Source organism: Lentzea jiangxiensis (assembly GCF_900104175.1).
Classification (GTDB): domain Bacteria; phylum Actinomycetota; class Actinomycetes; order Mycobacteriales; family Pseudonocardiaceae; genus Lentzea; species Lentzea jiangxiensis.
In genome coordinates, this window is record NZ_FNIX01000001.1 from 1,499,228 (window position 1) to 1,519,145 (window position 19,918).

21 protein-coding genes are annotated in these 19,918 nt (G+C 70.3%); 5 read left to right on the top strand and 16 right to left on the bottom strand.

Features of this window, described 5'->3' with window-relative positions:
• The first annotated feature begins 278 nt into the window (after positions 1-278).
• A complete protein-coding gene (locus BLQ91_RS07350; RefSeq protein WP_090095799.1) occupies positions 279-1,283 on the top strand; it encodes a TerC family protein in 1,005 nt (334 codons plus the stop codon).
• 54 nt (positions 1,284-1,337) lie between these two features.
• On the opposite strand, the gene BLQ91_RS07355 is transcribed toward BLQ91_RS07350, so the two are convergent.
• Positions 1,338-2,540: a metal-dependent hydrolase family protein gene (locus tag BLQ91_RS07355; RefSeq protein ID WP_090095800.1), complete on the bottom strand. Its 1,203-nt coding sequence runs from the start codon at positions 2,538-2,540 to the stop codon at positions 1,338-1,340.
• 89 nt (positions 2,541-2,629) lie between these two features.
• Between BLQ91_RS07355 and BLQ91_RS07360 the strand changes: the two genes are divergently transcribed.
• Positions 2,630-4,489 carry a S9 family peptidase gene (locus BLQ91_RS07360; RefSeq protein WP_090095801.1) on the top strand — a complete coding sequence of 620 codons (1,860 nt, stop codon included), beginning with the start codon at positions 2,630-2,632 and terminating at the stop codon, positions 4,487-4,489.
• Here the strand turns inward: BLQ91_RS07360 and BLQ91_RS07365 are convergent.
• The 3 genes from BLQ91_RS07365 to BLQ91_RS07375 are packed head-to-tail and all read right to left on the bottom strand — an operon-like array spanning position 4,474 to position 5,954.
• On the bottom strand, positions 4,474-4,689 hold the full coding sequence (locus tag BLQ91_RS07365) for a hypothetical protein (RefSeq protein ID WP_090095802.1): 216 nt from the start codon (positions 4,687-4,689) through the stop codon (positions 4,474-4,476). The two genes, BLQ91_RS07360 and BLQ91_RS07365, sit on opposite strands and share 16 nt — an antisense overlap.
• On the bottom strand, positions 4,686-5,342 hold the full coding sequence (locus BLQ91_RS07370; protein WP_090095803.1) for an RES family NAD+ phosphorylase: 657 nt from the start codon (positions 5,340-5,342) through the stop codon (positions 4,686-4,688). Before BLQ91_RS07370 ends, BLQ91_RS07365 begins: the two co-directional genes overlap by 4 nt.
• 27 nt (positions 5,343-5,369) lie before the next feature.
• Positions 5,370-5,954 (bottom strand): DNA-binding protein, encoded by a 585-nt coding sequence (locus BLQ91_RS07375; RefSeq protein ID WP_090095804.1) that lies wholly within the window; start codon positions 5,952-5,954, stop codon positions 5,370-5,372.
• 156 nt (positions 5,955-6,110) lie between these two features.
• Here BLQ91_RS07375 and BLQ91_RS07380 point away from each other — a divergent pair, with 156 nt between their 5' ends.
• On the top strand, positions 6,111-7,280 hold the full coding sequence (locus BLQ91_RS07380; RefSeq protein ID WP_090095805.1) for a glycosyltransferase 87 family protein: 1,170 nt from the start codon (positions 6,111-6,113) through the stop codon (positions 7,278-7,280).
• Here BLQ91_RS07380 and BLQ91_RS43720 read toward each other — a convergent pair.
• The 8 genes from BLQ91_RS43720 to BLQ91_RS07420 all read right to left on the bottom strand — a co-directional run bounded on the left by BLQ91_RS43720 (position 7,222) and on the right by BLQ91_RS07420 (position 14,660).
• On the bottom strand, positions 7,222-7,584 hold the full coding sequence (locus BLQ91_RS43720) for a DUF308 domain-containing protein (RefSeq protein WP_425412438.1): 363 nt from the start codon (positions 7,582-7,584) through the stop codon (positions 7,222-7,224). The genes BLQ91_RS07380 and BLQ91_RS43720 overlap by 59 nt on opposite strands.
• A gap of 22 nt (positions 7,585-7,606) precedes the next feature.
• Positions 7,607-8,572, bottom strand: a complete 966-nt coding sequence (locus BLQ91_RS07385; protein ID WP_090095806.1) for a hypothetical protein — start codon at positions 8,570-8,572, stop codon at positions 7,607-7,609.
• A gap of 371 nt (positions 8,573-8,943) precedes the next feature.
• Complete coding sequence (locus BLQ91_RS07395) at positions 8,944-9,192, bottom strand: toxin-antitoxin system YwqK family antitoxin (protein WP_090095808.1); 249 nt, start codon at positions 9,190-9,192, stop codon at positions 8,944-8,946.
• Between the two features lie 117 nt (positions 9,193-9,309).
• On the bottom strand, positions 9,310-9,657 hold the full coding sequence (locus BLQ91_RS07400) for a toxin-antitoxin system YwqK family antitoxin (protein WP_090095809.1): 348 nt from the start codon (positions 9,655-9,657) through the stop codon (positions 9,310-9,312).
• On the bottom strand, positions 9,657-13,262 hold the full coding sequence (locus BLQ91_RS07405; protein ID WP_090095810.1) for a WXG100 family type VII secretion target: 3,606 nt from the start codon (positions 13,260-13,262) through the stop codon (positions 9,657-9,659). Before BLQ91_RS07405 ends, BLQ91_RS07400 begins: the two co-directional genes overlap by 1 nt.
• Entirely contained in the window at positions 13,262-13,570 is a 309-nt protein-coding gene (locus BLQ91_RS07410; RefSeq protein ID WP_090095811.1) for a type VII secretion target, read from the bottom strand. Before BLQ91_RS07410 ends, BLQ91_RS07405 begins: the two co-directional genes overlap by 1 nt.
• Positions 13,571-13,605: 35 nt before the next feature.
• A complete protein-coding gene (locus BLQ91_RS07415) occupies positions 13,606-14,142 on the bottom strand; it encodes a YbaB/EbfC family nucleoid-associated protein (protein WP_090095812.1) in 537 nt (178 codons plus the stop codon).
• 143 nt (positions 14,143-14,285) lie between these two features.
• Positions 14,286-14,660, bottom strand: coding sequence for an FKBP-type peptidyl-prolyl cis-trans isomerase (locus BLQ91_RS07420; protein ID WP_090095813.1), 375 nt, complete (start codon positions 14,658-14,660; stop codon positions 14,286-14,288).
• Between the two features lie 181 nt (positions 14,661-14,841).
• On the opposite strand from BLQ91_RS07420, the gene BLQ91_RS07425 reads away from it, so the two are divergent.
• Entirely contained in the window at positions 14,842-16,797 is a 1,956-nt protein-coding gene (locus BLQ91_RS07425; protein ID WP_143022548.1) for a beta-propeller domain-containing protein, read from the top strand.
• Here BLQ91_RS07425 and BLQ91_RS07430 read toward each other — a convergent pair.
• A complete protein-coding gene (locus tag BLQ91_RS07430) occupies positions 16,787-17,542 on the bottom strand; it encodes an EI24 domain-containing protein (RefSeq protein WP_090095815.1) in 756 nt (251 codons plus the stop codon). The two genes, BLQ91_RS07425 and BLQ91_RS07430, sit on opposite strands and share 11 nt — an antisense overlap.
• 49 nt (positions 17,543-17,591) lie before the next feature.
• Positions 17,592-18,266 carry a GNAT family N-acetyltransferase gene (locus BLQ91_RS07435; protein WP_218130163.1) on the bottom strand — a complete coding sequence of 225 codons (675 nt, stop codon included), beginning with the start codon at positions 18,264-18,266 and terminating at the stop codon, positions 17,592-17,594.
• 136 nt (positions 18,267-18,402) lie between these two features.
• Between BLQ91_RS07435 and BLQ91_RS07440 the strand changes: the two genes are divergently transcribed.
• Entirely contained in the window at positions 18,403-18,768 is a 366-nt protein-coding gene (locus tag BLQ91_RS07440) for a hypothetical protein (protein WP_090095817.1), read from the top strand.
• Here BLQ91_RS07440 and BLQ91_RS07445 read toward each other — a convergent pair.
• Together BLQ91_RS07445 and BLQ91_RS07450 are read right to left on the bottom strand one after the other, a co-directional pair.
• Positions 18,739-19,659, bottom strand: a complete 921-nt coding sequence (locus BLQ91_RS07445) for a YihY/virulence factor BrkB family protein (RefSeq protein ID WP_245733197.1) — start codon at positions 19,657-19,659, stop codon at positions 18,739-18,741. The genes BLQ91_RS07440 and BLQ91_RS07445 overlap by 30 nt on opposite strands.
• Positions 19,646-19,831: a hypothetical protein gene (locus BLQ91_RS07450; RefSeq protein ID WP_090095819.1), complete on the bottom strand. Its 186-nt coding sequence runs from the start codon at positions 19,829-19,831 to the stop codon at positions 19,646-19,648. Before BLQ91_RS07450 ends, BLQ91_RS07445 begins: the two co-directional genes overlap by 14 nt.
• Positions 19,832-19,918 lie beyond the last annotated feature (87 nt).

Genomic DNA, 19,918 nt, shown 5'->3' on the forward strand with positions numbered 1-19,918 from the left:
CCGCTCTTCAGGTGCGGCCGGTTCCGACCCGAACGACACGCTGCGTATTCCCGTCGCAGCTGGTTGCGTGGGTCTGCTCACCCTGTGTGGCGCTGAACGACCTCCGTAGCGCACAATGTTGACGCAGCATGGAGGGGAGTACTCCCTAAGCGGCGGTGTCGTCAATACGGAGCTCGGCGTGGAGCTTCCGGTGCCGTCGGTCGTTCGAGAGATCATCTCGGCGGCGGAGGAGACCTCCGGGTTCTTTGGCGTGCGCTAAGTCTCCCGGAGGTTGGGTTGTGAACGTCCCCGCATGGATGTGGATCGCGACGATCGTGGGTCTGCTCGTTCTTCTCGCTGTCGACCTCGTGATCGTCGATCGGAAACCCCATGAGGTGACGATCGGTGAAGCCGCCCGCTGGGTGGTCTTCTACGTCGCGATGGCCGCCGTCTTCGGCGTCGGCATCTGGTACTTCTCCGGTGGGCAGTACGCGACCGAGTTCTTCGCCGGGTACATCACGGAGTACTCGCTCAGCGTCGACAACCTGTTCATCTTCTTGATCATCATGACGACGTTCAAGGTGCCGGCGATCCACCAGCACAAGGTGCTGCTGATCGGCATCCTGCTCGCGCTCATCATGCGCGGCATCTTCATCGCGGCCGGCGCGGCGCTCATCAGCCAGTTCAGCTGGGTCTTCTTCATCTTCGGCGCGTTCCTCATCTACACCGGCTGGCAGCTGGCGCGGGAGAACCACGACGAGGAAGAGGAGTACAAGGAGAACCTGATGCTGCGCATGGTGCGCAAGGTTTTCCCGGTGACCAACGAGTTCCACGGCTCCAAGTCGTTCATCAAGATCGACGGCAAGCGCTTCGTGACCCCGATGTTCATCGTGATGGTCGCGATCGGCTCCACCGACCTGCTCTTCGCGCTCGACTCGATCCCCGCGATCTTCGGCCTCACCAAGGAGCCGTTCCTGGTGTTCACGGCCAACGCGTTCGCGCTGATGGGTCTGCGCCAGCTGTACTTCCTGCTCGGCGGCCTGCTCGCGAAGCTCGTCTACCTGTCGATCGGCCTCTCGGTCATCCTCGGCTTCATCGGCGTGAAGCTCATCCTCGAGGCGCTGCACACCAACAACCTGCCGTTCCTCAACGGCGGCGAGCCGTTCCACGTGCCGACCATCGGCATCGAGGTCTCCCTGTCGGTGATCATCGGCGTCCTGGCGATCACGACCGTCGCCAGCCTCCTCAAGGTGAAGCGCCACCCGGAGGCCGCGAAGCACATCGACGCCAACGCGAACCACTAGTCCTGACGCGGTGAAGTGGCACGTGCCCCTCGGGGTACGTGCCACTTCCGCTTTTCAGGCGACGGAGACGCCGTTCTGGTAGACGGCGCGGACGGCCTGCTTGAGCGTTCCGGCCTTCACGTGCTGCTCGGCGTCACCCTCCACGAGCACGAGGTCCGCGAGCTTGCCGGGCGCGAGCTCGCCGAGCTCGTCCCCGAGGCGCATCAGCTCGGCGGCGGAGGTCGTGGTCGCGTGGAGCGCCTCGGCGGGCGTCATGCCGTACTCGACCATCAGCGTGAGCTCGTTCAGGTTGTCGCCGTGCGGGCCGACGCCGGAGTCGGTGCCCATCGCGATCTTCACACCCGCCTGGTGGGCCTTCTGGAACGACTGGAAGTGCTGCGTGACAACGGTCTTCGCCTTGTCCAGGATGACGTCGGAGATCGCCACGCCCGCGGCGGCCTGGTCGAGCACCATGCGCGGTGCCATCAGCGTCGGCACGAGCCACGTGCCGTTCTCGAGCATCTCCTCGACGCCCTCGTCGGTGAGGAAGACGCCGTGCTCGATGGAACGGACGCCGTTGCGCACGGCCGTGAGGATGCCGTCGCCGCTCATCGCGTGCGACATGACCGCGATGCCCGCGGCACTGGCCTCCTGCACGATCATCGCGATCTCCTCGTCGCGGAAGTGCGCGTGCCGGGGGTTGCTGCGCGGTGACATCACGCCGCCGCTCGAAGCGATCTTGATGATGTCGGCGCCGTGGCGGACGAGGGTGCGGACGACCTTGCGCAGCTCCTCGGGGCCGTCGGCGACGGTGTCGGGCAGACCGGGGTGCAGCGGCGGTGAGACGTGCGCGCCGCACTGCATCCAGTCGTCGTTGTGGCCGCCGGTCTGCGACACCATGTTGACCGCGATCTGCATCCGCGGGCCCTGGACGAGCCCGCGCCGCACGGCCTCGGCGACACCGAGGTCGGCGCCGAGCGCGTCGCGGACCGTGGTGATGCCGCACCGCAGCGTCGCCTTCATGTTGCCGATCGCCTCGTAGAACGGCAGCGAGAACGGCGTGTTCAACGACCGCACCAGGTCCGCGCCGCTGAACATGAAGTGCACGTGGCAGTCGAAGAGTCCCGGCAGGACGGTGTGGCCGGTCGCGTCGACCACGGTGTCGCCGTCGAGTCCGATGCCCACGTCGACGATGCGGTCGCCCTCGACGACCACGTCGCCGGGTTCGGTCGTCCGGCCGGTGAAGACCCTGCCCCCAGAGAACACGATGCGCGTCATACGCAGGAATCTATGCGGCGAGTCAATTTTTGTGATCGGTCAACAAATAACTCTGAGCTTTGCTAACAAGTTCTGTTAGCGTCCACGCCGTGCGCCCAGAAGACCTGCAGCTGCTCACCACGCCCGGCACCGTCGCCGTGTCCGGAGACCTGGTGCTGGTCAGCATCACCAAGCCCGATCTCGAGAAGAACACCTACCGGGGCGGTCTGCACCGGGTGTTCCCGGACGGCACCACCACGCCGTGGACACACGGTGATCGTGACAATGCGCAGCGAATTTCTCCCGATGGTCGTTTTGTCGCTTTCCTGCGCGTCAGCGGAAAGTCCAAGCCGCAGCTGTACGTCGTTCCGGTGGACGGGGGAGAGCCCCGCCCGCTGACCGACCTGCCCCTGGGAGCCGGTGCGCCGGTGTGGTCGCCGGACTCGTCGCGGATCGCGTTCGTCGCCCGCGTGCCCGAGGAGGGCCGCTACGGCACGACCGACGACGGTCCCGAGGCCGAGGCGCCGCGCCGCATCACGCGCCTGGACTACCGCGTCGACGACGTCGGCTTCCGGCTCGACCGCCGCCCGCGCCTGCACGTGGTGACGCTCGACGGCGAGGTCTCCGAGGTGACGGACGGCTCGTTCGAAGCCGCCGACCCGGCCTGGATCGACGACTCGACGCTGGTGTTCGCGGCGCCGCGCGACCTCGGTGCCGTGGAGACGCTGAACGCCGACCTCTACACCGTGCCGGTCACAGGTGGCACGCCGTCGCTGCTGGTGCGCACGGCCGGTGACGCGTCGATGCCGTTCGTGGCCGAGTCGTCGCTCTTCTGGCTGGGCACCGAGTTCAGCGGCATCGACGCCGTCGCGCGCAACCACGGCCTGTGGAAGGCGTCGCTCGACGGGTCCGGCGTCGTGCGGCTCACCGACGTCGAGACCGTGGACGTGGAACGGCTTTCCGGCCAGCCCGTCGCCGACGCGACCGGCGTGCTCCTGGTGGTGCGCAACCGCGGCGCCCTGGAACTGCGGCGCATCCCGTTCGACGGCGGCCCCGGCGAGGTGCTGGCCGGCACCGAGGCCGCGGTCCGCTCGTTCGCGACGGACGGCTCCACCGTGGTCGTCGTCGTGTCCACTCCGGACGACATCGGCCAGGTCGAGATCGTGGGAACCGGTGTGCGCACGGCGTTCCCGTCGGTCGACGCGCGCCGGGTGGTCGAGCTGAACGGCTCGGCGTCCGACGGCTACCCCGTGCACGGCTGGCTCGTGCTGCCGGACGGCGACGGCCCGCACCCGGTCGTCATGGCGGTGCACGGCGGCCCGTTCATGTACCACAGCTGGGGCTTCTTCGACGAGGCCCAGGTCTACGCCACGGCCGGTTACGCCGTCGTGCTGCCGAACCCGCGCGGCTCGGCGGGCTACGGCCAGGCCCACGGCCAGGCGGTCATCGGCAAGTTCGGCTCCGTCGACGTCGACGACGTCCTGTCCCTCCTCGACGTCGCACTCGCCCGCGAGGACGTCGACTCCGAGCGCGTCGGCGTGATGGGCGGCTCCTACGGCGGCTTCATGACGTCGTGGCTGTCCGCGCACCACGGCGAACGGTTCCGCGCGGCCTGGTCCGAACGCGCCGTGAACGCGTGGGACTCCTTCGGCGGCTCGTCGGACATCGGCTACTTCTTCGCCGACGCCTACTGCGGCCCCGACCCCGAGGCCCAGCGCGCGATGTCCCCGCTCACCTACGCCGAGAAGATCAACATCCCGTTCGCGGTCGTGCACTCCGAGCACGACTGGCGCTGCCCGCTGGAGCAGGCCCAGCGCATGTTCGTGGCGCTGAAGCGGCGCGGCGTCGAGACGGAGATGCTGATCTTCCCCGGCGAGGGGCACGAGCTCACGCGGACGGGGCAGCCGCGCCACCGCAGGCAGCGCTTCGACGCGGTGCTGGAGTGGTGGGGCCGCTACCTGAAGGCGTGATCCGGGGTGGGGCTGTTCCGGTCTCCCGCCGGAGCAGCCCCGTTCGGGTCACCGACCGGCGGCGAGTGCCTGGCGTCGAAGGCCACGAGCCGCTGGCGCTCTCCCGCACGCCCACCCGGAAGCACGCGAAAGCAGAACTCCAGGTCGGCCAGCGCGAGCGGCCTCGGCGTGCTCATGGTCTCGTCTTCCACGCCGGTCACCCCAGGAGCGTGTAGTTCAGCTCCTCGCACACGCGCGCCAGCGGCAGGTCGAGGCCGGGGTGGTCGAGGGGCAGCAGCACGTCCGGCGCGGCGGGCAGGCCGGAGGCGCCGGGCGGGTCCCACAGGCAGATCGCCGGGTCGCCCGAGTCCATCGACGAGCGGTACCAGAGGCCGTCCAGCTCCGGGTAGGCCGCGCGGATGGCCCGCGACCAGGCCTGCGTCACGTTCTTCGGACCGGTCGAGATCTCCTGCGACGCGCCCACGCGCGTGGGCCACAGGCCGCCCAGGTCGAGCAGCTTCAGGGTGCGTCGGGGGCGCAGCACCACGAGGAACGGCGCGCGGGTGCGGCGGTTGACGATCGAGGTGGCCTGGAAGACCTCGGCGATCGACGTGCGGACGGACAGCCCGAAGTACAGGACGCCGTTCTCGTGGTCCTGGACCGGGCTGCCGTCGTCGGCCGGTTGTTGCGCGTCGAAGCGGGCGTGGGGCAGCGGGCCCGTGTAGCGGAACGTGTTCCAGCGTTGGGGATGGGAGCCCTTGGCCGTGAAGACCCGCACGAGGCGGGTCGCCCGGTGCACCGCCACCACGTCCTCGGTGCGGCGCAGGTGTGCCTGGAGCACGGCAGGGGAAGGCGGCTGCGGAAGCCGTGACATTCGGGTCCTGTCGGGTGTTCGGGAAGCTCAGGCAGGTGTGCCGAGCACGGAGGCCAGGGTGGCGACGCGGCGCGGGTCTCCTCCGGCGAGGAGCCAGTCGCGCGGGGTCGTGGGCTTGCCGTCGACGGGCAGGTCCTCCTGGAGGGTGGTCATGAACGCGGCCACGACGAGCGCCGGCTGGTCGGGCGGGATCTCCGCCAGCACCGTTTCGAGACCCGGCAGCACGCCGGTGCCCGCGAACTGCCACGCGGGCAGCCGCCAGCTGCCCCGGTCCTTCCAGCCGACCAGCCTGCCGACGCCGAGGCGGTGCCGGATGCGGCTGGTGTCGACCCGCAACTGGCGCGCGGCCTCGTTCACGGTCAGCGCCGAGTCGCGCAGCACCGCGTGGGCCACGACGGTGCGGGTCCGGGGACGCGCGTCGCCGGGGCCCGCGGGGGACAGGTCGAGACCCACGTCGGTCAGGGCCGCCTGCTGGTCCGGCGTGAAGTAGGTGGCCGGTTCCGGGTGCGGTGGCGCGAGCCTGCGTGCCGCGTCGGACACGAGGGCCAGGAACTCGTCGGGGCTCACCTGCAGGCCGGCCTTGGCCAGCACCGTCTCCAGCGCGGGGCTCATGCGCACAGACTATCCCGTGCGTGCGCATTTGTGCGGCCTGCGAACGGCTTAAGCTCGAATGCTTGACGTAGTGCGGTCACGTAGCGACGCTACGTGAGATCTCCCGGTCCGGACCGGTGACGTGGGCCTCATGTGGCCCATCGATACCATTCCCCGATGCAGCTGGACCGCTCCGCCAAGCGGGTCGTGGTGGCGTGGGGCGCCGTCATGGTCGCCACGCTCACCTACGTCATGCTCCGTCCGCCGGGGTGGTCGCTCGACCTGCGCGTCTACCGCAACGGCGGCGCTGCGTTCCTGCGGGACCTCCCCCTCTACGTCGAGGGCTTCGCCCAGCCCCTCGGCGGCCCTGACCTGCCCTTCACCTACCCGCCGATCGCGGCGGTGCTGTTCAGCCTGCTCGCGCTCGTGCCGCTCGGTGTCGCGATCTTCGCGGTGGCGGCGGCGAACCTCGCGATGCTCACGGCGCTGTGCCTGATCGCCGCCCGGCGCGTGCTCGGCGAAGGCTCGGACGCGGTCAAGTGGGGCCTCGGCGCGGCCGCGGTGGCGTCGGTCTTCGACCCGTTGCGCGAGACGCTGTGGTTCGGTCAGGTCAACCTGCTGCTGGGCGTGCTGGTGATGGCCGACTGCCTGCTGGAACGCACGCGCTGGTGGCCGCGGGGCGCGCTGATCGGGCTGGCTGCCGCGATCAAGCTGACGCCGGCGTTCTTCGCGTTGTTCTTCGTGGCGCGACGGCAGTGGAAGCCCGTGTTCGTGTCCATCGGCTCGTTCTTCTTCTTCGGACTGGTGGGGTTCCTCATCTCGTTCGGTGACGCGAAGGAGTACTGGACGCACGCGCTGCTCGACCCGGGCCGCGTCGGACGCCTGACGTACACGTCGAACCAGGCCATCCGCGGCACGCTCGCGCGGTTCGGGCTGGAGAACGGCGCTCAGGTCGCCGTGTGGCTCTTGCTGGCGCTTCTGGTCGTGGCGACGGTGTGGTGGTTGGCGTCGCGTCTGGGCGAGGTCGAGTCCTTCTTCGTCGTGGCCATCGGCGGCCTGCTGATCTCGCCCGTGTCGTGGGGCCACCACTGGGTGTGGATCGCGCCCGCGCTCGTGCTGTTGTCACGGCCCGCGTTGCGCCGTCATTGGGCGTCGTGGGCGATCGTGGCGGTGTTCGCGATCGGGCCGCACTGGCTGTTCCCGCGCGACAACGACGTCGAACGCGACTGGCAGTGGTGGCAGCAGGTGATCGGCAACCTCTACGTGGTCGTCGGAGTCGCCGTGCTGGTCACACTCGCTGTGATGGCCGTGCGGGACCGCCGTCGAGCTGCTTCGACCGCAAGCTGAACGGCATCACGCCCCACAGGATCGCGAACACGCCGATGGTGATCACGCACGCCATCGCGCCCGCGGCCGGGTTCGCGGCGAGGATGACGCCGAGCAGCACCGTCAGCGCGCCGGACCCTGCAGACAGGCTCGCTTCACCGCATCCGCCTGCGTTTCGTGGGTGAGGACCCGCGCATCGAGCTGAGTTTTCGTCCGATGTGGACGGATCAGGCCCGGCCGAGCCGTCTGTGGAGCTGCGGACATCCGCAAGCTCAAGGGCCTCACCGAGTCGCTGCGGGTGGGGTACGCCTCTCCCCGAGAGCAGAGGCGTACCCGCGTTCCCTCTGCTAGCTCTGACCGGTGATGATCGACACCGCGCGGTCCTGCGTCTGGTCGCTCACCTCGGCGACCTGGAAGCCGCGCGCCACGACGTGCGCCACCAGCTCGGGCTCCGGCGGCAGGCCGTACTTGCGCAGGTAGTGGGGCACGGCCCCGGCCCAGATCCACGTGCCGTCGGTGCGGAAGTTGAGCGGGACGTCCTGCTCACCGTTCTGCGAGAACTCGTCCGTGTCGTAGCTGCGCGCGGCCAGCACGACCGGCGCCGACTCGAGGTAGTTCAGCAGGCGGTCGACCACCTGCGGGTCGACCGGCGGCCGGTTGACGATGATGCGGCCGTCGTCGCTCTTGCCGTCGTACACGCGTGCCGTGCGCAGCTCGCCCTGACTCTGCTGCTGTTCTGGCTGCTGCGGCGGGATCTGGTACTCCTGCTGCGGGGCCTGGTACTCCTGCTGCGGGGCCTGGTACTCCTGCTGCGGGGCCTGGTACTCCTGCTGCTGCGGGGCCTGCTGCGGCTCCGGCTCGGGAGCGGGCAGCGGCGGCAGGCCGACGCGCTGGCGCCACCAGTCCGGGATCTGCCGGTCCGGCCGCGGGAAGCGCTGCAGCTCGTCGCGGAAACCGATGGGCGGCGGCGCGTTGCGCCAGCGCGGCTCGTCCTCGGCGTTGAAGTCCACCGTGAACGCCGCGGGCGCCTCGATCTCGTACGTCGCGCTCAGCCACGTGCCGCGCTCGGGGTGGTACATGCCCCCGCGCAGGTGCCCGAACATCTGCACGACGTCCATCGGAGGCCGCACCGGGCGCAGCTGGCCATCGGGCCCGGCGAACGCCAGGTCGACCTCGATGTGCCGCCCCGCCGCGCGGTACTCGGCCCGGATGCGCTGCCAGCCTTGCGGCACGGCAGGCAGCATGGCACGGCCGATCTGCCGCACCAGCAGCTGCTGGTCCTGCTCGCTCAGCGGTGTCGCCGGCTGGCTCATGTGGTCCTCGCCCCTCTCCCGTGAAAGCCCGCTGATCTTATCGGGCCACCGCGACTCGCGTGGGGCGGTCACACACCCCGCGCCTTGACACAACTCGAATCAGGTGTTTCGCCTTGTGGTTCCAGTGGATGTCCCACCACGTGGTCCGCTGGTCCCCGGCCTGGCACCGCCGGTCGGCAGGCCCTCGCTGTCCCACTCGCCGCGACGGAGCTGACGGCCGTGTTCGTCGAACTCGGTTTCGACGGCGAGCTGCCCGTTCGGGTGCCACTCCCGGGTGATCCCCTGCAGGAGGCGGTCACCGTCGTCTTCGGTGGCCTCGACGTTCACCCTCGTCACGGCTCGGAACCGGTGATGCGCACGGCTTCGGGGACTCAGAGTCCCCGTGTGACGCCGGACTGCTCGTCCTCGACGAGGTTGCCTTCGGCGTCCCAGCGCTGCAGTCGGATCAGCTCACCGAACTTGTTGAAGAGGCTGTACTCGGCGAGCTTGCCGTTGCGGTGCCACTCGCGCCATTCCCCGACCGCGGCCCCCTTGTCGCACTGCCCCTCGACGTACTTCTCGCCCGTCGGGTACCACCCCGCCTGAGGCCCGTGCTCGATGCCCGCGGTGTACGAGGTCAACCCGATGAGCCGGCCTTCCGCATCGGTGTCCTCGAGCTCGCCGGTGAACGGCTGGCCTCTGTGCAGGAGAACCGGCCCCCGGAGTCCCGGTGACCTCGGCTCGGCTCACTCGCACGTTCAGGCGACGTGTTCGTGGGTCAGCACGCCGTTCTCGTCCCACTCCCGCCGGTACAGCTGGCGACCCATGTCGTCGTATTCGGCTTCCATCGCAAGCTGCCCGTTCGGATGCCACTGCCGGTTCACGCCGATGAGAAGGCCGAACTTGATCGTCCCCTGCTTGTACGGACGGTCTTTTCCGTACCACTCGCTGTAGGGGCCGTCGGCGACACCGGAATAGTAGTGGTAGCTGGAAATGAGATTGCCCTCACGCCCTATCTCCACCACTTCGCCGGTGTACGGCACGCCCTCGTGGAGGATGCCGTTGTAGTCCTCGTCGGTGTCCTCGATGTTCACGCGCATCGTCATCACTCCGGGAGTTCCTGGAGTCGCGGATCACCAGGGGGATGTGTGAGTTTACCAGGGGTGCTGGGGACACCGTCGATCATGCGAGTGCAGTTCGCACAGCACCGGGCGGGATCCGGGAACCGGTCGGACTTGCTGGGTGTGAACGCGTTGTCGACGCGCATTTCGCCCAGAATTCTTCGCAATTCCTCCGGGGTGACCTCCGCCGGCACTCCTCGGTCGATGAGCATCTGGTTGACGTTCTTGACTTCGGCGTGCCGCGTCGGCATGTCGTTGATCGGGTACGGCGTCCGGAACTCCGAACCGTCCGGCTTGAGCAACGGCTGTCCCGTCCGGTCCGGGTGGCGGTCCGGCTGCGTGTAACCGTTGCCGTCGCCCGCCGGGGGCGGGTTGCCCATCATGGCGTCGCGCCGTGCCGCCAGAGCCGGATGGAGCTTTTCCTCCGGAATCAGGTCGTTCCGGCTGCCGTTGACCGACTCGTACATCCGGCCGGTCTGCCGGTCGATCGACACGGACGTGCACACGACGTTGTTGCTCGCGTACTTGGGGATGTTCTCCGCCGGGTGGTTCGGCGGCTTGATCGTGCCGTCGGCGATCTTGTTCTCGATCAGCTTGGCGCGGTCTTCGAGCACCCTGTTCAGGTATCCGTCGATCGGCTGACCGTTGTAGTGCGTGATCAGGCCGTTCTCGTCGAAGTCGCACCTGTCGCGGTCGAGCGTCTCCAGCACCTGCGGCTCGGCGCGGTTGGGCGGGAGGTCGTCCGGGTGGTGGGCGAACTCCGGGTCCCGCGTGTACGGCGGGTCGCCCGCCCTGTCCACGGCGCCGTCGGTGTCGTGGGTCGCGTCCGGGTCGTGGCGCTCGGTGCCCGGGGCGTAGCCGTCGTCGCCGGTCCTGGTCTTCGTCCCGTCCGGGTGGTGGGTCTCCCACTCGCCGTTCGGCGGGATCTTCGGCTCGCGCGTGCCGTCCGGGCGGACGGTGGCGTCGCTCGTGAAGACACGGCCGTGGGTGTCGGTCCAGGCCGGCTTGGTGGGCGCGAGGACCGGGGCGTCGAGGTGCTTCGAGAGCTGCCTGGCGAAGTCGTTGCTGCCCGCGTCGCAGCCGATCAGGCGGACCGGCCTGCTGCCGTCGTACCCGCTGCGGCGGAGCATGTCCGCGTACTCGGCCGGGGTGTAGCTGTGGCCGCCCACGCGGGCCCTGCCGTCCGGCGTGACGTGGACGTCCGCGGTGAAGTAGCGCGGGTCGTTCGGGACGCGGTGCGGGAGGTCGCCCATGTCGCGGTCGCCGCCGTGGTGCGAGACGCCGGACGGGGTGGTCTCGGCGTGGCGCTGGTGCGCTTCGTCGGGCGACGGTCGGTCCGCGGGTGGGGCGTCGGTGTCGTGGCTGTCCGGGGCGCCGTCGTGTGGCCTGTCCGGGGTGGTGTCGTGGGGCCTGTCGGCGTCCGGGCCGCGGTGCGGCGCGTCGGTGTCCGGGGTGCGGTGCGGTGCCTCGGCCGTGTCGGTGCCGCGGTGGCGGGGGCCGTCCGGGCTGGGGGGACGGGAGCCGTCGGGACGGTTGGCGGGGCCGCTGCCGTCCGGGCGGGACGGGCTGTCGGGCCGGTGGGGCGCGTCGGGGCGGGACGGGCCGCCGTGTGGTGCGTTCGGGCTGTGGGGAGCGTTCGGGTGCGTCGGGCCGGGCGGCTGCGGGCGCATCGGAGGGGTGTCGGTGCGCGGCGCGTGCGGAGCGCCCGCGGAGGGGGCGTGTGGTGCGCCTGCCGACGGCGTGTGCGGAGTGGTCGGGGCGTGGGGTGCCGCCGCCGACGGGGTGGTGGCACGGCTCGGGGGAGTCGCGTCCGGGCGGCCGGCGGCCGGGGCGCCCGCGGACGGGCTGTGCGGGGTGCCCGCCGACGGCGCGTGGGGCGTGCCGCCCGACGGGGCACCGGCTGGAGGCATCCCACCCGCGTGAGACGGCGACGAAGGCGTCGACGGCGAAGACGGGGACAGGGGCGTCGACGGGCGTGCCGGGGCGTCCGCCCTGGCGGCGGAGGTCGACGTGTCCGGGGTGCGCGGGGGCGGGGCCGAGGAACCCAGGTCACCCCGGCTGCCCGGGGTGCCGGTCCAGCCCTGGCCACCGGTCGGGGTGCGGCCCGCCGAGGGGGAGGACGGGGCGTTGCCGCCGGCGGCGGGGGCGCCGCCTCCTATCGGGGCCGGCTGGGACGGCGTGGACGACGAGGAGCCGTCGGGGGTGCGGCTGGGCGGTGGGGTGTCCAGGCGGGGCGGGGCCTCGGGAGGGGCCACGGACGACTGGACGGTCTGACCCGTGTTGCGCGCCGGGGCCGGGGCGTCCGGAGTGGACGGGGCGGAAGGGGAGGCAGGGGCGGCAGGGGAGGAAGAAGAGGAAGGACCTCCGGGACCCGCCGGGGACGAAGGGGAGCCGTCCGGCGTGCGCGGCGTGGACGGAGCGGACGGCACCGACGCGGAGTCCGGGGTGCGGGACGGGGCGTCCGGGGCCGACGGGCTGTCCGGCGTGCGCGAGGGCGAAGGCGCCGAGGGCGGCGACGCGGACGAGGGCGACGAGCTGTCCGGGGTGCGCGCGGGTCCGTCCGGAGCCGGAGAAGACGGCGTCGACGAGGACGAGGGCGAAGTGTCCGGAGAGGACGGCGAAGAGGGCGAAGAAGGCGAGGACGGCGGAGAAGGCGGAGAGTCCGGAGTGGACGAAGACGGGTCGGGCGACGAAGGCGTGCCACGGCCACCCGACGGCGAGAGGTCCGGGGCGTCGGTGCGGTGGAACAACCCGCCCGGCTTGATGGACTTCGTGGAGATCACGTCGAGCCCGGTCACCTTGCCGACCAGCTTGCCGACGACCTTCATGATCTTCGTGAAGATCTCCACCAGCCGGCCGAGCAGCGGCGAGACCTTCTTGATGGTGCTGATGAGCTTCTGGATCAGCTCACCGATCCGCGTCGCCCACTTCGAGATCGCCGTCACGGCCTGCGCCACGATCACCGGCGTGCCGAAACCGAGCGTGAACACCGCCTCCAGCACCCACGCGATCAGCTTCCCCACCAGGTCGGCGATCAGGTCGCGCACCATCTCGCGCACGAACCCGACGACCATGCCCATCACGCCGACGACGGTGCCGACCGAACCGGCGGTCGAGGCGGCGCCGGACAACGCGTCCAGCTGTTCACCCGCAGTTTTGCGGTAGGCGTCCGCGGCGGCACCGGTCCACTCCGAGGTGCCGTCGACGGCGGCCCGGTAGTCGCCCGCGACCTTCCCGAGCTCCTGCGAGACGTTGTTCCACGTCGTGGAGTACGACTCGATCACCGGCGGGTCGCCCGCCAGCCAGTCCAGGGCCTCCTTGAGCGGCTGCATGTGTTCCATCAGGAACGAGGCCGCGGAGGACAGCAGCGTGCCGAACGGGTCGATCGCCATCGAGGCCGCGTCGGCGGCCAGGCCGAGGACGCCGAGGCCGCCCTCGATCCAGTTGCCCTCCGAGATGCCCTTGTACGCGTCGACCGCGGAGTCGGCGATGGAGAAGCCGGTCGCCCAGCCGTTGTCGCCGGTGCCCGCGTTGAAGAAACCGGACGGCTCGGCCGGGGCCGTGGCGACCAGCGGGTTGGGTGACGACATCAGACTCCGCCGCGCAGGGTTTTCGTGATCTGGTCCTCGACCTGCTGGTAGTGCTTCGCGGTCTCGGTGACCTTCTTGGCGGTGCTGTCCATCGCCTCGGCCACGCCCTTCAGCGCGTCCATGCCCCACTGCTCAACGGGGTCGAGCAGCATCCGGAACGGCTGGCAGATGATCCCGTACGCGTCGGTCGGCATCGACACGGTGTTCGCCGCGTCCACTGCCCCCTGCAGGCGCCCGTGCAGGCCCTCCAAGGCCTTGGCGTGCGCTTCCAGCACGTCCGACGTGACGTTGAAACCACCGGCGGTCATCGAACCCCCTCAAGTTCGAGCAGCGGACAGAAAGATCAGGAGAGCACGGACTGGCCACCGAAGTCGTCGTCGTCGTCATCGGACGGACGGCGGCGGCGCGGGGGCGGAGGCGGCGGCGCCGGGCGTGCGGGCGGCGGCGCGTCGTCCTCCACCCGGAAGTTGATCTCGTTGCGGTCGTACGGAGTGCGCGCCGGCTCTTCCGCGGGAGGAGCCGGGAAGTTCTTCTTGGCCTCGTTGAACAACACGTTCGCCGTCTCGTCCTGCGTGCCGATGGTCTCGGCCATGGCCTCCTGCAGCAGCTGCGGGATCCTCGACTGCGCGCGCTGCAGCAGCTTCATGATCTCGCCGCTGATCTCGGCCATGCGCTTGCCCGCGGCGGACTCGTTGATCACCAGGTTCTGCAGGATCCCGTTGGACCCGACCAGGATCTCGACGGAACCGTCCTGCGACCGCTCGGAGATCGTCATCCCCTGCACGCGCGTCGCCATCTCCTGGTAGCGGGCAGCGCGCTCCTGGATGTTCTTGTTCCAGTTCGCGAGCATCTGCTCGGAGCCGGCGATGTCCTCGGGCACCGGTTGATCCCCTCCTGAAACTGCGGCGGACTCAAAGGATGACGCAGCCGGGACCCGTCTCGTTCCGGCACCGGGTCAAATGAGCCGGAAGGACCAGCGACGTCCCGCCGATCGGAGCAGCGGGACGTCGCGGGGTCAGTGCGTCAGTTCACACCCAGCAGGTCGACGACGAAGATCAGCGTCTCGTTGGGCTTGATCACGCCACCGGCGCCACGCGCGCCGTAGCCCAGGTGCGGCGGGATGACCAGCTTGCGGCGGCCGCCGACCCTCATGCCCTGGACGCCCTGGTCCCAGCCCTGGATGACACGACCGCCACCGAGCGGGAACTGGAACGCCTCGCCGCGGTCCCAGGAGGCGTCGAACTGCTCGCCGGTCGAGTGCGAGACACCGACGTAGTGCACGGACACGAACTGCCCGGCCGTGGCCTCCGCGCCGTCGCCGACGGTGATGTCCTCGATCAGCAGGTCGGTGGGCGCCGGGCCGTCGTGCGGGTCGACCTCAGGCTTCGTGGGGGCCATCACAGACTTCCTCTCGGAACGGGGTTGTTCGCGGTCGATCCAATCACGCGCGCGGGAGAACGGCCGAGTGGCCTGCAGGGACCAGGCCCGCCGACGCTTGCCGGGGGCCAGGACCGCGCGAGCGCGGAAGAAGACCGGGAAGAGCGGCAACCCTTCCCGGTCCCGCTTACGTCCTCACACCATGAACGGCAAGAAGCTGTTGGCCGGTACCGCCGTGCTGGCCGTCGCCGGAGTGTGCGTGAGCTCCGCGGTGAGGGACGAACCCCTCACGCCACCGATCGCCGACCACGGGCCGGTGCGCCTCGTCGCGTTCGACTCGTGCGACAACGCGGTGACCGAACTGCGCCGCGCCATGGCCCCGTACGTCACGGCGTACGGGCTCGGCGGTGGCCCCACCATGTTCGCCGAGGGCATGGCGAACGACAGCGCGGGCGTCGCGCAGAAGGCCACGCCCGACGCGCGGGCCGCGACTCCGCCCGCGCAGCAGCAGGAACACTCCACGACGAACGTCCACGAACAGGGCGTCGACGAGCCGGACATCGTGAAGACGGACGGAAAACGCCTCGTCTCCATCGCCGGCGGCAGGCTGCGGCTGGTCGACGTCGCGAGCAAGGCCGTCACGGGCACCGTCGACCTCGGTGAGCGGCGCGCGAGCCAGCTGCTGGTCTCGGGTGACCGCGCGCTGGTCGTCACCGAGGGCCCCGTGCCGATGTTCGAGCCGACATCGCCGCCCGACCGCCCGTCGTACGCGCCCGAGACCGGCACCGAGCTCGTCCTCGTGGACCTGAAGGCGCTCAAGGAGATCGGCAGCCTCAAGACCGACGGCTTCTACCTCGACGCCCGCCAGATCGGCGGCACCGCCCGCGTCGTCGTCCGCTCGCAGCCACGCCTGCCGTGGGTGTACCCGGACCAGACGACCAACGAAGCAGGATCGTTGCGGCGCAACAAGGAAATCCTGCAGAACGAGCCCATCTCGTCGTGGCTGCCGCGCTACGAGCTGAACGAGAACGGCGCCCGCTCCAGCGGAACCCTCGTCGACTGCGCGAACGTCAGCCGCCCCTCGGCACCGAGCGCGACGTCGATGCTGACCGTGCTCACGTTCGACCTCTCCGGCAAGCTCGGCACCGGCCAGCCGGTGTCGATCGTGGCCGACGGCGACACGGTCTACGGCACGGACCGCAGCCTCTACGTCGCCGACGACCACCGCCTGCTGCCGGAGCTCCCTTCCCGGCGACCGGTTCAGCGGCCCATCAGCACGGCGATCCACCAGTTCGACATCAGCCAGGCGGGAGCGCCGAAGCACGTCGCGTCCGGTGAGGTCAACGGCACGCTGCTGAACCAGTACTCGTTGTCGGAGCACGGAGGTGTCCTCCGCGTGGCCACCACGACGGGCACGGAGACGCGGTGCTGCTGGCGCGTGCCGGCTGACGTCGCACCGCCGCGGCGGGAAGCCGCGCCGCCGTCGGAGAGCTTCGTCACCACGCTGCGCCGCGAGGGCAACCGGCTCGCCGAGCTCGGCCGGGTCGGCGGGCTGGGCAGGGGAGAGCGGATCCACAGCGTCCGGTTCATCGGCGAGATGGGCTACGTAGTCACGTTCCGCCAGACCGACCCGCTCTACGCGCTCGACATCAGGGATCCCCGGCAGCCGAGGGTGACGGGTGAGCTCAAGATCACCGGGTACTCCGCCTACCTGCACCCGGCGGGTGACGGGAAGCTGATCGGCGTCGGCCAGGAGGCCACCTCGCAGGGCAGGACGACCGGCACGCAGGTGTCGCTGTTCGACGTGAGCGACCCCGCGTCACCGCGGCGGCTCGCCCAGCACCACCTGCCGGACACCAGCTCCGAGGCGCAGTTCGACCCGCACGCGTTCCTGTACTGGCCGCAGGACGGCACGCTGGTCGTCCCCGTGTCGAGCCACCGGTCGGACTTCGAGGTGTCGTCGCTCGTGCTGCGCGTCGAGGGGGACCAGCTGCGCGACGCGGGCCGGATCGCCGAGCCGTCCGGTCAGGACGGGCGCGGCGGTCAGCGGCGCACGATCGTGATCGGCGACCAGCTGTGGTCGATCTCGGACGCGGGCGTCCAGGTCAACGCGCGCAACGGCTTGGCGCAGCAGGCCTGGCTGCCGTTCACGCCGTAGCGCGGTCCCCGTTGAGCAGGCGGTGCGAGAGCACCGTGCCGCCTGCCATCGCCGCCGGGATCACGACCAGCGCGGCGAGCGGGACGAGGCACAGCAGGTAGGTGGGGACGGCGAGCCCCAGCACCAGGCCGCGGCGCGTCGCGAGGATCTTCCTGCGCTGCTTGAACGAGCGGCCGCGGCGAGTGAACGGGATGCCGGTGAGCTCGATGCCGAGCAGGTAGCCGTTGATGCACACGGCCAGCACGGGCACGACCGTCTGCCCGACGACCGGGATGAACCCGCAGACGAACAACGGGATCGCGAACGCGATCGAGGTCGCGACGAGCAGGAGCGTGCTGCGCAGGCCCACCACGAACCCGCGCCACCAGCCGATCTGCTCGGCCTCCGGCACACCGCCGAGCTCGTCCTCGACCTCCTCGGAGATGTATTCGTAGAAGGGGCCGCCGATCATCAGCGTGATCGCCGTGAACAGCAGCACGCTCAGGCCGAGCACGGCCGCGACCACCGAGATGCCGACGGCGACCTCGGCGACGCCCTTCCAGGTGCCGCTCCACGAGTCGGCGAAGCCGGTCAGCCAGTCGGCGACCGAGTTGATGTTGGTCAGCAGCAGCACCCAGCCGGTCATCAACAGCACCGACGTGATGACCGCGGGCAACGCCCCGACCAGCACGCGCTTGGGCGAGCTGAACACCAGCCGGAACCCGCGCAGCAGCAGACCGACACCGGCACCGAAGTCCTTGATCACGGCCGCAGGATAGTCGGTGCGGGGCCGTCGCCGCTGCGAAGTGCGGTGACTACCCGGGAGGTGCGGCGACGCAGGCGGTTCCGGCCCTGCGGAACCCGACGCGCTCGTAGACCCTCGCGATCTCCGCGCTGCCCGCAGACAGGAACACCAGCTCCGCGCCGTGGGCCAGGGCGTCACGGGCCAGTTCGGCGGTGACGGCGCCTCCGAGGCCGCGGCGCCGGGCCGCCGGCAGCGTGCCGATTCCCACGACCTCCACGACGTCCCCCGCCCGTTGCGCCGTACCGGACGCCAGCACGCCCTCACCCGGCACGTCGGCCACCGCGTACCGGTGCCGGCCGGGCATCGGCGTGGCCACCGCGAGCGCCGCATCCCGTTCCGCGACGCCGGCCTCGCCCTTCGCGGTGCCCGGTGACGAGAACGCCAGCTGCGCCACCACGTCGACCTCCGGCGTCCTGGTGCCGAGCAGGCGCACGTGCGGGTGCGGCTCCGGCAGCCGGCGCGGGTCGAGGACCATCAGCGGCGCCTCGAGCACCTCCAGCCCGGCCTCGCGGGCCACGCCGAGCAGGTCCGGCGTCGTCTCGTGCACCCACTCCAGCGCTTCGGGAACACCGAGCTCGCGCTGCCGTGCGCGCATCTTCACCACGTCGTCCACCGTGGGCCGCCCGCCGGGGTACCGGGGCCGCGCGTAGAACGGGTAGCCGTCGCCCGCCTGCACGAACAGCACCAGCTCGCCGTGTTCCTCAACGCGAGATCCCGGTCGGGGCACAGAGTCGTAAAAGCTTTCGAGAACGTCCCACACGGACGATCACGCTAGCTACCTTTGGCGGTATGACGCACCGCATTTACCGCAGCGGCCTCTCATGAGGGCACTGGCGGCGCTCGTCGCCCTCCTGCTGGTGCTGACCGGCTGCGGCGGCGACCGCGAGGACCGCTTCGCCCGCCCCGGCGCGCCGAAGAACTCGCCCAGCGGGAAGTTCGTCGCGCACGCCGAGAGCACGAGCGAGGTGCGGGTGACCGACCGCAACGGCGGCGACGTCTTCCGCAAGTCCTACGAGTACGCCACGAGCTCCCGCGCCGACGGCATCGGCGTGGTGTGGCTGTCCGGGAAGGACCAGCTGTGGGTCCTCGTCCCCGGCGACACGAGCGAACGCGTCGAGGCGGGCCCGGACGGCGTGTGGACGGCGGTCGAGGCCGAGCTACCCCGGGAGATCACGCGGCTCGGGTGACGGGTCCTTCTCGCCTTGGGCGAGCCTGCGGCCGCGTTCCAGCTCCGCGTCGAACTCGGCACCGAGCAGCACCGCGATGTTCGAGATCCACAGCCACACCAGGAAGATGATCACACCACCGAGCGAGCCGTAGGTCTTGTTGTACGACGCGAAGTTCGCCACGTAGATCGCGAAACCGACGGTGGCGAGCGCCCACAGCACGATCGCGAGCAGGCTGCCGGGGCTGACCCAGCGGAAGCCGGGCTGCCGCACGTTCGGCGCGGCCCAGTACAGCACCGCGAACGCGAGGCTCACGAGCAGCAGGATGACCGGCCACTTCACGATGTCCCAGACCGTCACGACGACGTCGCCGAGCCCGAGGGCGTTGCCGACCGTGTCGGCCACCCCGCCGGTCAGCACGAGCGCGCCGAGCGTCAGCGACACCAGCACGACCGAGCCCAGGGTGAGCGCGAGGCGCAGCGGCACCGTCTTCCAGAACGGGCGGCCTTCCTCGACGTCGTACATGGCGTTGCACGCGCGCATGAACGCACCGAGGTAGCCCGAGGCGGTCCAGAGCGCGGTGAGCAGGCCGACGATGCCGAGCAGGCTGGCGGCGTTCTGGCTCTTCTGCAGCTCCTCGATGGACGACTTGACCAGGTCGCCGGCCTCGCCGGGCGCGACCTCGTCGACGTACTTGATCAGCTCCTGCGTCGTGTTGTCGCCCAGCAGCGCGAGCACGGACGTCAGGACGATGATCCCGGGGAACAGCGACAGCACCGCGTAGTAGGTGAGCGCGGCGGCCCAGTCCGTGAGGTTGTCGTCGTTGAACTCTTTGACGGTCCGCTTGAGGACGCCCCACCAGGCGCCTTTGTCGAGCTTGGTGGGGCTCTTGACGTGGTTACCGGCGGGCACGGCGCCAACCGAACGATCGTGTGCCGGAGCCGACACCGGCGAGGTGCAGCGCGAGCAGCAGCAGTCCGAGCACGATGAGCGTGTTCACCGTGATCACGTCACCGAGCCCGGCCTTGGCCAGGTCCAGGATCAGCGCCAAGCCGAATGAGACCGCGGCGATGATGGCCAGCATGTGTCCGCCTCCTGCCAGATGATCAAAGGGGTGTGGTGAGGTGCGGATACCCGCTCGGTTCGGGGTGAACCACGCCGTTCGGAGCAA

Excerpts from the sequence above, each read along its gene's own strand:
- BLQ91_RS07355 (WP_090095800.1), bottom strand. The coding sequence starts at position 2,540 with ATGACGCGCATCGTGTTCTCTGGGGGCAGGGTCTTCACCGGCCGGACG.
- BLQ91_RS07370 (WP_090095803.1), bottom strand. The coding sequence starts at position 5,342 with ATGTCACGGCTTCCGCAGCCGCCTTCCCCTGCCGTGCTCCAGGCACAC.
- BLQ91_RS07375 (WP_090095804.1), bottom strand. The coding sequence starts at position 5,954 with ATGAGCCCCGCGCTGGAGACGGTGCTGGCCAAGGCCGGCCTGCAGGTG.
- BLQ91_RS07380 (WP_090095805.1), top strand. The coding sequence starts at position 6,111 with ATGCAGCTGGACCGCTCCGCCAAGCGGGTCGTGGTGGCGTGGGGCGCC.
- BLQ91_RS07385 (WP_090095806.1), bottom strand. The coding sequence starts at position 8,572 with ATGAGCCAGCCGGCGACACCGCTGAGCGAGCAGGACCAGCAGCTGCTG.
- BLQ91_RS07400 (WP_090095809.1), bottom strand. The coding sequence starts at position 9,657 with ATGACGATGCGCGTGAACATCGAGGACACCGACGAGGACTACAACGGC.
- BLQ91_RS07405 (WP_090095810.1), bottom strand. The coding sequence starts at position 13,262 with ATGTCGTCACCCAACCCGCTGGTCGCCACGGCCCCGGCCGAGCCGTCC.
- BLQ91_RS07410 (WP_090095811.1), bottom strand. The coding sequence starts at position 13,570 with ATGACCGCCGGTGGTTTCAACGTCACGTCGGACGTGCTGGAAGCGCAC.
- BLQ91_RS07420 (WP_090095813.1), bottom strand. The coding sequence starts at position 14,660 with ATGGCCCCCACGAAGCCTGAGGTCGACCCGCACGACGGCCCGGCGCCC.
- BLQ91_RS07425 (WP_143022548.1), top strand. The coding sequence starts at position 14,842 with ATGAACGGCAAGAAGCTGTTGGCCGGTACCGCCGTGCTGGCCGTCGCC.
- BLQ91_RS07440 (WP_090095817.1), top strand. The coding sequence starts at position 18,403 with ATGAGGGCACTGGCGGCGCTCGTCGCCCTCCTGCTGGTGCTGACCGGC.
- BLQ91_RS07450 (WP_090095819.1), bottom strand. The coding sequence starts at position 19,831 with ATGCTGGCCATCATCGCCGCGGTCTCATTCGGCTTGGCGCTGATCCTG.